The organism is Pseudomonas sp. PD9R (assembly GCF_019200975.1).
Classification (GTDB): domain Bacteria; phylum Pseudomonadota; class Gammaproteobacteria; order Pseudomonadales; family Pseudomonadaceae; genus Aquipseudomonas.
This window is the reverse complement of the sequence record NZ_JAHTMR010000006.1, coordinates 139,515-154,605: the sequence shown is the minus strand read 5'-3', so window position 1 is coordinate 154,605 and position 15,091 is coordinate 139,515. Positions and strand designations below refer to the sequence as shown.

Here is a 15,091-nt window from a genome sequence, read left to right as displayed (position 1 = left end):
GAACAGCGAAAAAGATCGCAGCCTTCGGCAGCTCCTACATTGGCTAGTCGTAAACCTTTAGGAGCTGCCGGAGACGGCGATCTTTTAGCACTTCAAAATGCTTGAGGGGTTGAGCGCGCGACAATCGCTTCGACATCCAGCCCACGCGGCAGCGCGCCATACACCCGCCCCGCCGAACCAAGACGACTGGCAATAAACGCATCGCTCACTACCGAATTCCCCGCCTCCAGCAGCAACTTCGCCTGCAATCCCAAGGCAATGTCTTCGGTCAACTGCCGGGCGCGGTATTGAATGTCGCCGGTGTCCTTGAAGGCCGTCTGCAGCTGACTGATGTGCGCGGCCAGGCGTTTGTCGCCATGACCATCGCCCAACTCGCTGAACAAGGCATCCAGCACGCCTGGCTCTTTCGACAGGGCACGTAGTACGTCGAGGCATTGCACATTACCGGAACCTTCCCACGTCGAATTGACCGGTGCCTCACGGTAGAGACGCGGCAGGATGCTGTCTTCGACGTAACCGGCCCCGCCCATGCACTCGGCGGCTTCGTTGATCATCGCCGGCGCGCGTTTGCAGATCCAGTACTTGCCCACGGCCGTCACCAGCCGGGCGAATTTCGCCTCCTGCGAGTCGTCCAGATGATCCAGCGCTTGCCCCATGCGCAAGCTCAAGGCCAAGGCGGCTTCGCTTTCCAGCGCCAGATCCGCCAACACGTTTTGCATCAACGGCTGTTCGCTGAGCAGCTTGCCGCCGACCGACCGGTGAGCACAGTGATGGCTGGCCTGGGTCAGTGCCTGACGCATCAGCGAACTCGAACCGACCATGCAATCGAAGCGGGTCATCGCCACCATTTCGATGATGGTCGGAACACCTCGGCCTTCTTCGCCGACCATCCACGCCAGCGCGCCGCGAAATTCCACTTCGCTGGAGGCATTGGAGCAATTGCCGAGTTTGTTTTTCAGACGCTGGATGTAGAACTGATTGCGCGTGTCATCCGGGCGATGGCGCGGCAGCAGGAAGCAGGTCAAACCCTTGTCCGTTTGCGCCAGCGTCAGGAAGGCATCGCACATCGGTGCCGAACAGAACCATTTATGCCCCACTAATTCGTATGCCTGGCCGGGACCGCTGGCCCCCACCGGATACGCCTTGGTGGTGTTGGCGCGCACGTCGGTGCCGCCCTGCTTCTCGGTCATGGCCATGCCGATGGTGACGCCGGCCTTGTGGGCCATGCCGACATTGCGCGGATCGTATTCGGTGGCGAGGATTTTCGGCAGCCAGTGTTTGGCCAGGTCCGGCTGCAGGCGCAGTGCCGGCACGCTGGCAAACGTCATGGTCAGCGGGCAGCCGCTGCCCGCTTCGGCCTGGCTGTGCAAGTAAGTCATCGAAGCCCGGGCAACGTGAGCGCCGTCCTGCGGGTGAGCCCACGGCAGCGAGGTCAAACCGTGCTCGATCGCCGTGCGCATCAGCTCGTGATAGGCCGGATGAAATTCCACCAGGTCAATGCGGTGGCCATAGCGATCATGACTGCTGAAAACCGGCTTGTTCTGATTGGCCAGAAACCCCGCTTCCATCAGCGGTCCGCCGGCCAAAGCGCCGTACGCATCGATCCGCGACTCGGCCCAACCGGCCCCGAAACGCCGCGACCATTCCTGCAACGGCAAGTCGATGCGATACAGGTTGGTGCCGTCCAGGGATGGAGGCTGGTTGGTGACTTCGTGGGTTTCGGCGAACTGATGCAGGTTCATGACGGGGCTCCTTTGGTCAGCCAAGGGATTTCAGTTAATCACCGCCCCCCGGCCGAACAAAGTGTCATATCTGCCTAACTGCCGGCGCTTTCGCCCTGCTGCGGGCAGAGTACCCGGCGATAGAGCGCCGCCTGCAAATCTTCGAATTTCACCGGCTTGCTCAGGTAGTCGATCAGTGAGCCGGTCGGGCAACGTTCTCGGTCCACACCTTGGGCAATCATGAACACTGGCAAGTCGGCGCAGCCCGGCAAGGCGCGGATCTGGCAGCAGACCGACACGCCATCCATCGTCGGCAACTGACAATCGAGCAGTACCGCGTCGAAAGTTTCACGTTGCAGAACATCCAGCGCGGTGATGCCACTGTCCGCCGTGCGAACCCGAAAACCGAGCTTGAGCAACATGCCGCGCATCACTAACTGATTGACGTTGTTGTCGTCCACCAGCAACACGGTGCAGTCCTGCGGCAGCCGCAGGCGCGGGAAGTCTCGCGCCATCAATGGCACTGTCGAACGTTCCACCGCCGGCACTTCAAATTCGACGTCGAGCTGGAAACGACTGCCACTCCCGGGCTCGGAGCGGTGCGTCAGTCGCCCGCCGAGCAATTCCACAAGTTGTCGGCAAATGGCCAGGCCGATGCCCAGACCGCCGTATTCGCGGGTCATCGAACCGTCGAGCTGGAAGAAGCGCTGATACAGGGTCGCCTCCCCCAAGTCAGTGAAACCGATACCCGTGTCGATCACCGCGATAGTCAACGCCAGCCGATCGGGTTTGACGGTTTTACCCGACACCCGCAGCGCCAGCCCCCCTACCTTGGTGAACTTGATGGCGTTATCCAGCAAGCATTCCAGGCATTGCGCCAGCTTGGCGCTGTCACCGTGCAGGCGATCCGGCACATTCGGTGCGACGTCGACTTTGAAATCCAGCGACTTGCCCGACGCGTTGCCGTCGAACTGCACGCGCAACGTCTCGACCACACCGCGCAGGCTGAAGGTTGCCGGATAGGCCTTGAGCTTGCCGGCCTGCAACTCGGTCAGGGTCAGAATACCGTTGACCATACGCATCATTTCCCGTGCCGAGCCCGCAGCGGTCTGCTGGTACTGCTCCAGCTCCGGGTCCATCTCGACGGTTTGCATCAGCTCCAGCGAACCGATCACCCCGTTCATGGGCGTACGCAATTCGTGGGTCAAGGTGGCGAGGAATTCGTCCTTGAGCTTGTTACTGTGTGCCAGTTGCTGGTTGAGCACTTCGAGCTTTTGCCCGGCGTCGAGCAGGGTTTGCGCTTGCTGCTCGCGCATGGCGTTGATGCGGTCGGCCAGGGCCAAAGACAGCAGCGCCACTTCGATGGCCGAGCCGATCTGGCTGGAATACATGGTCAGGAACACGTTCGGCAGGTAACCCAACACCATCAGGGTGTTAATGATGCCGCCGAGCAAAAACGCCGACCAGGCGATGATGAAATACCGCGCCACCCGCAGGCCGCGCAGCCAGGCGAAAATCCCGGCGGCAAAAATCACCACTGTGAAGGTCAGCGCCAGCGCCGTCGCCAGGCGCAAGGCCAGGGCGTAACTGGTCATCAAGGACAAGCCAACCACCAGTGCGCTGAACGCTACCAACGCCAGCAACAAACGATCGAGCCAGCGACTGTGAGTGGCTGTCTGCAAGAAACTGCGGGCGAACTGACTGCCGAACAGCCCGGCGCAGCCGATGAAAAACGGCGTCGCGGCATTGGCCCACCAGGGATTGTCCGGCCAGAAATACTGCACGGCCGCGCCGTTCACCGACAGCTGATACAAGCCGAACGAAGCGATGTAGACGATGTAATAGAGGTAACTGGTGTCGCGCACACTGAGGTAGATGAACAGGTTGTAGACCAGCATCCCCAGCAGCACGCCGTAAATCAGCCCCAGCACGTAAAGTCGAACGGGCTGCTCTTCCAGGTACGCGGTACTCGACCACAATGTCACCGGTGCCTGGATCGAGCCTTCGCTTTGCAAACGCAGGTACACGGTTTGTGTTTGGTCCGGGGTGAAATTCAGACTGAACAGGTAATTGTTCTGGCGGATCTCACGACTGGCGAAGGGCAAGGCATCGCCGGTCTGCCGAACCAATTGGTAGTTTCCAGTAGCGTCGGACAGGTAGAGATCAAGGTGATCGAGGGGCGGATAGGCCAGTTCCAGCAGCCAGGTCCGTTGCGCCGACGGATCGGTCGGGCGGTAATGCAGGTCGATTTTCAGCCAGAATACCGAACGTGAATACCCGGCGTTGAGGGTGGCTTTGTCGTGAGGTTTGAAGTTGCCGGCCGCCGCTTGCGCACGCACATCCGCGATGGTCGCCTGACCACCTGCGTCTTCAAAGACCTGCAGGGATCGGCCCAGGGGAAGGCTTTGAGTGGACTCATCGAATTCGACGGCGCTCGCGAAAAAGGGCAAGCACAACATCAACATCAGCAAATAGCGCATTTATGCCCCAGCGTGGCCTGTCCGGTTCTGTCAGGAAGCCCCCCCATTCCTTTTGAGTAGACGTAAAACCGGTGTTACCTGTTATTGGTTTGGATCCACTCTAGCATAGCCGTTGATGGCCATTGAGCACTACAGAAATTTTTCCTACAAAGGCTCTAGCACGGGCGTTCCAGCGAAGATTATTGAGATAGAGCTGTTGACTCGGTCAGAAAGATTCAAAAGACCGCAGCCTTCGGCAGCTCCTGCGGGATTGCAGTATGTAGGAGCTGCCGAAGGCTGCGATCTTTTGATCATTTTCAACCGCTGCAACGGGTGTGCATGCGCACCCGAAAAAAGATGTTTGGTGGTAAGCTCGCGCACCATGAATATCTACAGCTCTCGCCCCGTTGTCCTCTGTCTCTCCGGCCACGACCCAAGTGGTGGCGCCGGCTTGCAGGCAGATATCGAAGCCCTGCTCGCTCAGGGTTGCCATGCGGCTCCGGCCGTCACCGCCCTGACCGTGCAAGACACCGTCAATGTCACTGACTTCCGCGTCCTCGACCGTGAGTGGGTGCTGGCCCAGGCCAATGCCGTGCTCAACGACTCCGAAGTCGCAGCGGTCAAACTGGGCATGCTCGGCTCCCTGGAAATGGTCGACACTGTCGTCGAACTGCTTTCGGCGCACCCGCATTTGCCAGTGGTCTGCGACCCGGTACTGCGCGCCGGCGGCGGCGGACGCCTGGGCAAGGACGAAGTCGGCTACGCCATGCGCGAACGCCTGCTGCCCCTGTCGATCATCGCCACCCCCAACCTTCCCGAAGCCCGCATCCTCGCCGAACTGCCAGACGGCACCGCGGACGAGTGCGCTGAAAAACTCCTGCCATTCGTCAAACACCTGCTGATTACCGGCGGCCATGGCGATGAAACCGAAATCCACAATCGCCTCTACAGCCGCGACGGCCACCGCGAAACCTTCACCTGCCAGCGCTTGCCCGGCAGTTATCACGGTTCCGGCTGCACCTTGGCCAGCGCCCTCGCCGGCCGTCTGGCCCAGGGTGAAAACCTCGCCAGCGCCGTACAGACTGCACTTAACTACACGTGGCGCACCCTGCGCGATGCCGAGCAGTTGGGCAAAGGCCAATTCGTGCCGCGTCGCCTGCCGCTGGATTTCTGTTCGTAACGTCATGGGGGCTGTCTGATGAAACTACGTGGCCTGTACGCCATCACCGACAGCCAACTGCTGGCTGGCAAATTTCTTTCGTACGTGGAGGCGGCGCTGGAAGGCGGCGTCACCCTGCTGCAATACCGCGACAAGAGCAGCGACGAGGCCCGTCGATTGCGTGAAGCCGAGGCTCTGCGAGATCTGTGCGAACGCTACAAAACCCAGCTGATCATCAATGATGACGCCGAACTGGCCGCGCGCCTGAACGTCGGCGTGCACCTGGGGCAGACCGATGGCCCGCTGACCCCGGCCCGCTCGCTGCTCGGTCGTCAGGCGATCATCGGTTCGACTTGCCACGCGCAACTCGAACTCGCCGAACAGGCCGCCAAGGAAGGCGCCAGTTATGTCGCGTTCGGCCGCTTCTTCAATTCCAACACCAAGCCCGGCGCGCCGACCTGTAGCCTCGACCTGCTCGATCAGGCCCGCAAGCAACTGCACTTGCCGATCTGCGCCATCGGCGGCATCACCCTGGAAAACGCCGCCCCGCTGGTGGCCCATGGCGTCGATCTGCTAGCGGTGGTGCATGGCCTGTTTGGTGCCGAGAGCACGGCTGAAGTGACACGCCGCGCCCGCGCCTTCAATGAACTGCTTTCTATTAAGTAGCTTAAAATCTGATTTGAGAGTCCGAACATGTCTCGTTCCGAAACCCTGTTTGCCAATGCCCAGAAACACATTCCCGGTGGCGTGAACTCGCCGGTTCGCGCGTTCAAGAGCGTCGGCGGCACGCCGTTGTTCTTCAAGCACGCCGAAGGCGCCTACGTCACTGACGAAGACGACAAACGTTATGTGGATTACGTCGGTTCCTGGGGCCCGATGATTCTCGGCCACAGCCATCCGGACGTGCTGGATGCAGTGCGCAAGCAGCTTGAGCATGGCCTGTCCTACGGCGCGCCGACCGAGATGGAAACCCAGATGGCCGATCTGGTTTGCTCGCTGGTGCCGTCGATGGAAATGGTACGCATGGTCAGCTCCGGCACCGAAGCGACCATGAGCGCTATCCGCCTGGCCCGTGGTTTCACTGGCCGCGACAGCATCATCAAGTTCGAAGGCTGCTACCACGGTCACTCCGACAGCCTGTTGGTCAAGGCCGGTTCCGGCGCCTTGACCCAAGGTGTACCGAGCTCGGCGGGCGTACCGGCGGCCTTCGCCAAACACACCCTGACCCTGCCGTTCAACGACATCGACGCCGTTGAAACCATGCTCGCCGAAGTCGGCCAGGACGTGGCTTGCATCATCGTCGAGCCGGTGGCCGGCAATATGAACTGCGTGCCGCCAGCCCCCGGTTTCCTCGAAGGCTTGCGCACTTTGTGTGACAAGCACGGCGTGGTGCTGATTTTTGACGAAGTGATGACTGGTTTCCGCGTTGCCCTCGGCGGCGCCCAGGCTCACTACGGAGTAACGCCGGACCTGACCACTTTCGGCAAGATCATCGGTGGCGGCATGCCGGTCGGCTGCTTCGGCGGCAAACGCGAAATCATGTCGCGCATCGCTCCGCTGGGCCCGGTGTACCAGGCTGGCACATTGTCGGGTAACCCGCTGGCGATGGCGGCCGGCCTGACGACCCTGCGCCTGATCAGCCGTCCTGGCTTCCACGCCGAACTGACCGACTACACCACTCGCCTGCTCGACGGCTTGCAACAGTGCGCTGATGCGGCGGGCATTCCGTTCGTGACTACTCAGGCTGGCGGCATGTTCGGCCTGTACTTCAGCGGCGCCGACGACATCGTGACCTTCGATGACGTGATGGCCAGCGACGCAGGCCTGTTCGGCCGCTTCTTCCACTTGATGCTGGAAGGCGGTGTGTACCTCGCACCGAGTGCATTCGAAGCCGGCTTCACCTCGATCGCCCACGGCGAAGCCGAACTGAAACTGACTCTGGACGCCGCCGAGCGCGCTTTCGCTGCGCTGAAATAACGCTGTTGACGCTGACGTTGGCCATTGCTGGCGTCAGCTTTCACCTACATTCCCACGCTTTTTCCTACTCATCTGCCAATAATCCCCAGCAAAGTGGGCGATATATTTCCCGCGCAGCAGAAAAACGAGTAAAGACTTTGTAAGGTTGGCCCTGCTTATTTCATAATGCGCGCTTATTGGATCCCCTCGATGGGTCCGCGCGCCCTCCAGAGGTAAGTCGATTCCCATGAACCGCACCGGCCGCGCCCTTTCACTGGGCTGCCTGTTGCTCCTTCAGCCGCTGCTCGCGCTCGCACAAGCAGGCGGTAACTCGTTGTTAATCCCAGCGATGGGTCGCTGCACCCTCAATACCCAGCCGCAAGACCTGGCACAGGCGCTCGCCGCCTGCCAGAAAGCGTCTGATGAAGGGGATGCCCAAGCGCAATACGAGTTGGGTGAGTTCTACTACGAAGGCAAAAACGCGCCGCGCGACCTCAATCAAGCCCTGAGCTACTTCGAAAAGGCCTCGCTGCAAGGCCACGCACAGGCGCAATTCAAACTCGGCACCATGTTCTTCCACGGCGAAGGCGTGCCGGCCAATAACATTCAGGCGTATATCCTGCTGAAAATGGCGGCGGTCAATGGCGCTGAAGATGCGCTGGATACCGCTGACGAAGTCACTGAAAAGATGCCCCGCCAGGAACTGGAAGTCGCCACCCAGGTGCTTGGGCAAATCTTCCGCAAATACCTGATGGAATTGCAGAGCGCCGATGGGCGTACGCCGTTTTCGCCACTGCCCTGAAGCAACACGGCCACCTGTGGCGAGGGAGCTTGCTCCCGCTCGGCTGCGAAGCAGTCGTAAAGTCAGCCATTGCGGTAGGTCAGAAATACGGCGCGCGTAGAGTTTAGGGACGCTTCGCGCCCCAGCGCGAACAAGCTCCCTCGCCACAGAAAGCCTCTCACCTCAAAAATTTACTTTTTACTTCTCAGGCATCGGCATCGGAAATGGCATGACATTGCCGACCGCGCCGCGGGCTTCGCTGATTTTCGGTGTACCGAGCCGCTCGACTTCATCGATGCGCACGATCGAATGCATCGGCACAAAACTGCGCACCACGCCTTCGAACTGAGCCTTGAGCTTCTCTTCGCTCGGATCGACGACCACTTGCGTGCGCTCGCCAAAGACGAACTCTTCCACTTCCAGAAAGCCCCACAGATCACTCTGATAGATCTGCTTGGCGTACATTTCGAACACCTGGCCCTGGTTGAGGAAAATCACCTTGTAGATTGGAGCTTCACGTTTGGTCATGGTGGGCGAGCAACACATCGGGGGATAAAAATGAGGGCGCGAACTATAGCATAGCCGCCGGACGCGCAACGGTAGGAACCTGGGTACATGTTCCCTATAATGCGCGGTTCTTTGAATCACGTGATGACTCTTTCCATGGCCAAGAAGCTTTACATCGAAACCCACGGTTGTCAGATGAACGAGTACGACAGCTCGCGCATGGTCGATCTGCTGGGCGAACATCAGGCCCTGGAAGTCACTGCTCGCGCTGAAGACGCCGACGTAATCCTGCTCAACACCTGCTCGATCCGCGAACGTGCGCAGGACCGCGTCTACTCGCAACTCGGCCGCTGGCGCGAACTGAAACTGGCCAACCCGGACATGGTGATCGCCGTCGGCGGTTGCGTGGCCAGCCAGGAAGGCGCGGCGATTCGCGATCGCGCACCGTACGTCGACGTGGTATTCGGCCCGCAGACCTTGCACCGCCTGCCGGAAATGATTGACGCCGCGCGCCTCACCAAGCTGCCGCAAGTTGACGTCTCATTCCCGGAAATCGAAAAGTTCGACCACTTGCCCGAGCCGCGCATCGACGGTCCGAGTGCCTATGTGTCGGTGATGGAAGGTTGCAGCAAGTACTGCACATTCTGCGTGGTGCCGTACACCCGCGGCGAAGAAGTCAGCCGCCCATTCGACGACGTGCTTGCCGAGATCATTCACCTGGCCGAAAACGGTGTGCGCGAAGTGACCTTGCTGGGGCAGAACGTCAACGGCTATCGCGGCACGACACACGACGGTCGCCTGGCAGACCTGGCCGAACTGATCCGCGTGGTCGCCGCCGTCGACGGCATCGACCGCATCCGCTACACCACCTCGCACCCGCTGGAGTTCTCCGACAGTCTGATCCAGGCTCATGCCGATGTGCCGGAACTGGTGAAACACTTGCACCTGCCGGTGCAATCGGGCTCGGACCGCATCCTTGCGGCGATGAAGCGCAACCACACCGCGCTGGAATACAAATCCAAACTGCGCAAGCTGCGGGCCGCCGTGCCGGGCATTTGCATCAGTTCGGACTTCATCGTCGGTTTCCCCGGTGAAACCGAGAAAGACTTCGAACAGACCATGAAACTGATCCAGGACGTCGGTTTCGACTTCTCCTACTCGTTCGTCTACAGCCAACGCCCCGGCACACCGGCCGCCGATCTGGCCGATGAAACACCGGAAGAGCTGAAAAAAGAGCGCCTGAACGCCCTGCAACATCGCCTGAACCAGCAGGGTTTCGAGATCAGCCGACAAATGGTCGGTTCGATCCAGCGGATTCTTGTAACCGATTATTCGAAAAAGGACCCCGGCGAGCTGCAAGGCCGGACCGAAAATAACCGTATCGTCAATTTCCGTTGCGACAATCCGACGTTGATCGGCCAGTTTGCCGACGTGCACATCGACGCCGCACAGCCGCATTCGCTGCGGGGCTCGCTGATCTAACAAGCGCCGCAAAACCTGTAGGAGCGAGGCTTGCCCGCGAAGGTCACGCCGCAGTCTGATAGATAGACCGCGTTATCGTTCTTCGCGGGCAAGCCTCGCTCCTACAAACTTTGGTCTGTATAAGAGCTTTCGCACCCAGGCCACTGGCGCTATCCTTGATTTCATCACTATTGCCCCAGGGCGGCTAAATACGACCTTGAACGCACCCATCGAACCACATCGTTTTATCCTCGAGCCTTTTGAAGCTCGACGCTTCGCCAATCTGTGCGGGCAATTCGACGAGCACCTGCGCTTGATCGAACAGCGCCTGACCATCGAAATCCGCAACCGCGGAAACCAGTTCGAGCTGATCGGCGAGCCCAAACACACCACCTCTGCGGAAAACCTCCTGCGCCGTCTGTACCGGGAAACCAAAGGTACGGAACTGTCGCCGGACATGGTTCACCTGTTCCTGCAGGAATCGGCCGTCGAAGAACTGGACAACCATTCCCCCGCCGAAGCCTCCGTTGCCCTGCGCACCAAGAAAGGCATGATTCGCCCTCGTGGCTTGAATCAAGTGCGCTACGTGAAGGAAATCCTCGGCAACGACATCAACTTCGGCATCGGCCCGGCCGGTACTGGCAAGACCTATCTCGCGGTTGCCTGCGCGGTGGATGCGCTGGAACGCGAGCAGATTCGCCGCATCCTGCTGGTACGCCCAGCAGTCGAGGCCGGTGAAAAACTCGGTTTCCTTCCGGGCGATTTGTCGCAAAAAATCGACCCGTACCTGCGCCCGCTGTACGACGCACTCTACGAAATGCTCGGCTTCGAATACGTTGCCAAGCTGATTGAACGACAGGTCATCGAAGTCGCGCCGCTGGCCTACATGCGCGGTCGCACGCTGAACAACAGCTTCATCATCCTCGACGAAAGCCAGAACACCACGGTCGAACAAATGAAGATGTTCCTGACCCGAATCGGCTTCGGCTCTACCGCCGTCATCACCGGTGACATTACCCAGGTCGACCTGCCGAAAGGCACCAAGTCCGGGTTGCATCACGTGATTGAAGTCTTGAAGGACGTGCCAGGTATCAGCTTCACCCATTTCCTGGCCAAGGACGTTGTGCGTCATCCGCTGGTGCAGCGCATTGTTGAAGCCTATGAACGCTTCGAGAACCGCGCGACCGATGAAGCGCCAAAGGACAGCCGCCGCGATGCTTGAGCTTGATCTCCAACTGGCTACCCAAGCGCCTGCCCCCAGCGAAGCCGAGTTCCGCCAATGGTGCGAACTGGCCCTGCGCCAGCGCACCGCCGACTCCGAGATGACCATTCGCCTGGTCGACGAAGCCGAAGGCCGCGAGCTGAATCACACCTGGCGGCAAAAGGATTACGCCACTAACGTCTTGTCATTCCCTGCCGACGTGCCGGACGAATTTCTCGATATCCCGCTGCTGGGCGATCTGGTGATCTGCGTGGCCGTGGTCGAGCGCGAAGCCGTCGAGCAAGGCAAAGAACTCAAGGCCCACTGGGCTCATCTGGTGATTCACGGTTGCTTGCATCTACTGGGTTACGACCATATAGATGACGAGGAAGCCGAAGAAATGGAAGCACTGGAACGAACGTTGCTTGCAGAATTGGGCTATCCCGATCCGTACGCGGACGACGAAACCGAAACATCCCCTACTGTTACAACAAAGGATTCAGAGTAATCGCTATGAGCGAAGATCGATCGAGCAACGGGCAGAAGTCATGGCTGGGTAAGCTCACCCAGGCTTTTGCCCACGAGCCGAAGAACCGCCAGGAGCTGCTTGAGCTGCTGCGCGACGCACACCAAAACAAATTGCTGGACAGCGAAGCGCTGGCCATCGTCGAAGGTGCCATCCAGGTCGCTGACCTGCAAGTACGGGACATCATGGTCCCGCGCTCGCAGATGATCAGCATCAAGGCGACCCAGACACCCCGCGAGTTCTTGCCTGCGGTGGTCGACTCGGCTCACTCGCGTTACCCGGTCATCGGCGAAAGCCACGATGACGTAATGGGCGTCTTGCTGGCCAAGGACTTGCTGCCGTTGATCCTCAAGGAGAACGGCGACAGCTTCAACATCAAGGATCTGCTGCGCCCGGCGACTTTCGTACCGGAGTCCAAGCGCCTGAACGTGTTGTTGCGCGAGTTCCGCGCCAACCACAACCACATGGCCATCGTGATCGACGAATACGGCGGCGTGGCGGGCCTGGTGACCATTGAAGACGTGCTGGAGCAAATCGTCGGCGACATCGAAGACGAACATGACGTCGAAGAAGACAGCTACATCAAACCGCTGCCCAGCGGTGACTTCCTGATCAAGGCCCTGACGCCGATCGAGAACTTCAACGAGTTCTTCGACAGCGAGTTTTCCGATGACGAGTTCGATACCGTCGGCGGCCTGGTGATGAGTGCGTTCGGGCACTTGCCAAAACGCAACGAAATCACTGAAATCGGCGCCTATCGCTTCCGCATCCTCAATGCCGACAGCCGTCGTATTCACTTGCTGCGCCTGACACCTATCGCCCGGTAATTCTAAGGATTGAAATGCATCGTATGACCCGCCCCGGCTGGCCCGGTAACCTGCTGGCCGTGGCGGCCGGTGCAATCACCACCCTGGCCCTGGCGCCGTTCGATATCTGGCCGCTGGCATTGCTGGCGGTCGGGCTTTTCTATGCCGGCTTGCGTGAACTGAGCCCCCGTCAGGCCTTGGGCCGTGGCTGGTGTTTCGGCTTCGGTCTGTTCGGTGCCGGCACCAGTTGGATCTACTACAGCATTCACCATTTCGGCGGTGCCTCGGTGTTGCTGGCCGGTTTCCTGATGCTGATATTCACGGCCGCGATAGCCTGGTTTTTCGCCCTGCCCGCCTGGCTCTGGGCACGCTGGCTGCGACGCAACGAAGCGCCGCTGGCCGATGCCTTGGCGTTCGCGGCGTTGTGGGTCGGTCAGGAAGCATTCCGCGGCTGGTTCCTCACCGGTTTCCCGTGGCTTTATTCCGGTTACAGCCAACTCGACGGTCCATTGACCGGGCTCGCCCCTGTCGGCGGGATGTGGCTGATTTCCTTTACGCTGGCGCTGACCGCCGCGCTGATCTACAACGGCATGCGCCTGGTCCGCACGGGGCGTAAAGGTTTTATCGCGATCGGCGCACTGCTGCTGGTCGGTCCTTGGGTGGCCGGCATGGTGCTCAAGCATCACGCCTGGACCAGCCCGTCGGGCGCACCGCTGAGTGTCGCGGCAATTCAAGGCAATATCGAACAAAGCATGAAGTGGGACCCGGCGCAGCTCAATGCGCAACTGGCGCTGTACCGCGACATGAGCTTCAGCTCCAAGCGCGTCGACCTGCTGGTCTGGCCGGAAACTGCAGTCCCGGTGCTCAAGGAGTCCGCCGAGGGCTACCTGAACATGATGGGCAACTTCGCCGCCGAACGTAAAACTGCACTGATTACCGGCGTGCCGATTCGCCAGGAAGTCCGTCACGAGAAGCGCTTCTTCAACGGTATCACCGTGGTCGGCGAAGGCGATGGCACTTATCTCAAGCAGAAGCTGGTGCCGTTTGGTGAGTACGTTCCGCTGCAAGATTTACTGCGCGGGCTGATCGCTTTCTTCGACTTGCCGATGTCGGATTTTGCCCGCGGCCCCGCCGATCAGCCGATGTTGCAAGCCAAGGGTTACCAGATTGCACCGTTCATCTGCTATGAAGTGGTGTACCCGGAATTCGCCGCCGGCCTCGCCGCACAAAGCGACCTGCTGCTGACCATCAGCAATGACACCTGGTTCGGCACCTCCATCGGCCCGCTGCAACACGTGCAGATGGCGCAGATGCGGGCACTGGAGGCCGGGCGCTGGATGATCCGCGCCACCAACAACGGCGTGACCGGCTTGATCAACCCGTTTGGCCAGATCACCACCCAGATCCCGCAGTTCGAACGCGGCATCCTGTACGGCGAAGTGGTGCCGATGCACAACCTGACGCCTTACCTGCAATGGCGTTCGTGGCCGTTGATCATTGTTTGTGTGCTGTTGTTTGGCTGGGCGTTGATTGCCAGCCGGATGGCCAAGACAGTCTGAAATTTTGTGGTGCCTGCAAAAGATCGCAGCCTCGTTTCACTCGACAGCTCCTACAGAGTACGCAATCTCCTGCAGGAGCTGTCGAGTGAAACGAGGCTGCGATCTTTTGACTTTCAACGGTAGAAAAGCCAATACCCAATCTGCCCTACCGCTTCATTCAACAACTGTCCGCTCTGCCAGATGGACTTGAACTCCGGCATCCATCCGCCCAATGGCCGGGCATTGTCCCCGCGTAGAAATCCGACTGGCGCGGGCACTACGTCAAAGCCTGCCTTTCGGAAACTCCAGACTGCACGAGGCATATGCGCAGCCTGAGTGACCACTACCACGCGCTTGATGCCTTCAGGCAGCAACACTTCGGCGCTGAATTGCGCGTTCTCCCAGGTCGTACGGCTGCGCCCTTCCTGCCAGCGCACGGTCACGCCGAAATCATCGTGCAGTGAGTCGGCCATCATTTTGGCCTCGCTTGGCGGCGTACCGAAATGCAGCCCGCCACTGGTCAACACCGGCAAGCCCGAGGCCTTGGCCAGACGTGCGGCATAACGTTCGCGCCCCAGACCAATGCCGGTTGGCTGATCGCTACCCCACGCCGGGTCGCCCCGCTCGCGCCCAGAACCCAGCACCACAATCGCATCCGCGTGCTGAGCCAGCGTTGCCCATTCGTCGAATGCCAGCGGGGGCTCACGCTCAAGCAGTTCGGCGCTCCATTGCACCACGATCGGCAGGCTCATCAGCCAGAAGCCGCCCAGTCCCAGCGCAAAGCACACGCCGGCGAGCCTCGGCCTTGAGCGGCGAAACCACCAGGCAAACGCCAGCAACAGCAGCAAGATGCCCGGCGGCAAGAGAAGTTGTTTCACAAAATAACGAAAAGGCATCGAGCATCTCCTTGAAGATGCCCGAAGCCTAAGTGGGTTGACGCAGCGCGACAATAAATACGGAAGGACTATGCTTCAAA

At 60.0% G+C, this 15,091-nt stretch carries 13 protein-coding genes; 9 read left to right on the top strand and 4 right to left on the bottom strand.

The window, feature by feature from the left end; all coding sequences use genetic code 11:
* Positions 1-92 precede the first annotated feature (92 nt).
* Both KUF73_RS14485 and KUF73_RS14480 read right to left on the bottom strand, forming a co-directional pair.
* Positions 93-1,742, bottom strand: coding sequence for an acyl-CoA dehydrogenase family protein (locus KUF73_RS14485; RefSeq protein ID WP_218438683.1), 1,650 nt, complete (start codon positions 1,740-1,742; stop codon positions 93-95).
* 74 nt (positions 1,743-1,816) lie between these two features.
* Complete coding sequence (locus KUF73_RS14480) at positions 1,817-4,201, bottom strand: hybrid sensor histidine kinase/response regulator (protein ID WP_218438681.1); 2,385 nt, start codon at positions 4,199-4,201, stop codon at positions 1,817-1,819.
* 361 nt (positions 4,202-4,562) lie between these two features.
* On the opposite strand from KUF73_RS14480, the gene KUF73_RS14475 reads away from it, so the two are divergent.
* From KUF73_RS14475 to KUF73_RS14460, 4 genes are all read left to right on the top strand, one after another.
* Entirely contained in the window at positions 4,563-5,360 is a 798-nt protein-coding gene (locus tag KUF73_RS14475; protein ID WP_218438680.1) for a hydroxymethylpyrimidine/phosphomethylpyrimidine kinase, read from the top strand.
* Between the two features lie 18 nt (positions 5,361-5,378).
* A complete protein-coding gene (gene thiE, locus KUF73_RS14470; protein WP_218438679.1) occupies positions 5,379-6,005 on the top strand; it encodes a thiamine phosphate synthase in 627 nt (208 codons plus the stop codon).
* 27 nt (positions 6,006-6,032) lie between these two features.
* Positions 6,033-7,316, top strand: coding sequence for a glutamate-1-semialdehyde 2,1-aminomutase (gene hemL, locus KUF73_RS14465; protein ID WP_218438678.1), 1,284 nt, complete (start codon positions 6,033-6,035; stop codon positions 7,314-7,316).
* A 226-nt stretch (positions 7,317-7,542) separates the two neighbouring features.
* The gene (locus KUF73_RS14460; protein ID WP_128606001.1) at positions 7,543-8,097 is read left to right on the top strand and encodes a tetratricopeptide repeat protein; all 555 of its coding nucleotides are present in this window, start codon (positions 7,543-7,545) and stop codon (positions 8,095-8,097) included.
* Positions 8,098-8,274: 177 nt separating this feature from the next.
* Here KUF73_RS14460 and KUF73_RS14455 read toward each other — a convergent pair whose 3' ends face one another.
* Positions 8,275-8,604 (bottom strand): DUF1820 family protein, encoded by a 330-nt coding sequence (locus KUF73_RS14455; protein ID WP_003185742.1) that lies wholly within the window; start codon positions 8,602-8,604, stop codon positions 8,275-8,277.
* 135 nt (positions 8,605-8,739) lie between these two features.
* On the opposite strand from KUF73_RS14455, the gene miaB reads away from it, so the two are divergent.
* From miaB to lnt, 5 genes are all read left to right on the top strand, one after another.
* Positions 8,740-10,065: a tRNA (N6-isopentenyl adenosine(37)-C2)-methylthiotransferase MiaB gene (gene miaB, locus KUF73_RS14450; protein ID WP_218438676.1), complete on the top strand. Its 1,326-nt coding sequence runs from the start codon at positions 8,740-8,742 to the stop codon at positions 10,063-10,065.
* A 196-nt stretch (positions 10,066-10,261) separates the two neighbouring features.
* Positions 10,262-11,266: a PhoH family protein gene (locus KUF73_RS14445; protein ID WP_218438672.1), complete on the top strand. Its 1,005-nt coding sequence runs from the start codon at positions 10,262-10,264 to the stop codon at positions 11,264-11,266.
* Positions 11,259-11,753: an rRNA maturation RNase YbeY gene (gene ybeY / locus KUF73_RS14440; RefSeq protein ID WP_218438671.1), complete on the top strand. Its 495-nt coding sequence runs from the start codon at positions 11,259-11,261 to the stop codon at positions 11,751-11,753. The genes KUF73_RS14445 and ybeY overlap by 8 nt, the downstream gene beginning before the upstream one ends.
* A 5-nt stretch (positions 11,754-11,758) precedes the next feature.
* Complete coding sequence (locus KUF73_RS14435) at positions 11,759-12,598, top strand: HlyC/CorC family transporter (protein WP_007909641.1); 840 nt, start codon at positions 11,759-11,761, stop codon at positions 12,596-12,598.
* A gap of 14 nt (positions 12,599-12,612) precedes the next feature.
* Complete coding sequence (gene lnt / locus KUF73_RS14430; protein WP_218438666.1) at positions 12,613-14,136, top strand: apolipoprotein N-acyltransferase; 1,524 nt, start codon at positions 12,613-12,615, stop codon at positions 14,134-14,136.
* A 113-nt stretch (positions 14,137-14,249) separates the two neighbouring features.
* On the opposite strand, the gene KUF73_RS14425 is transcribed toward lnt, so the two are convergent.
* Positions 14,250-15,011 carry a YdcF family protein gene (locus KUF73_RS14425; protein WP_218438665.1) on the bottom strand — a complete coding sequence of 254 codons (762 nt, stop codon included), beginning with the start codon at positions 15,009-15,011 and terminating at the stop codon, positions 14,250-14,252.
* Positions 15,012-15,091: the final 80 nt, after the last annotated feature.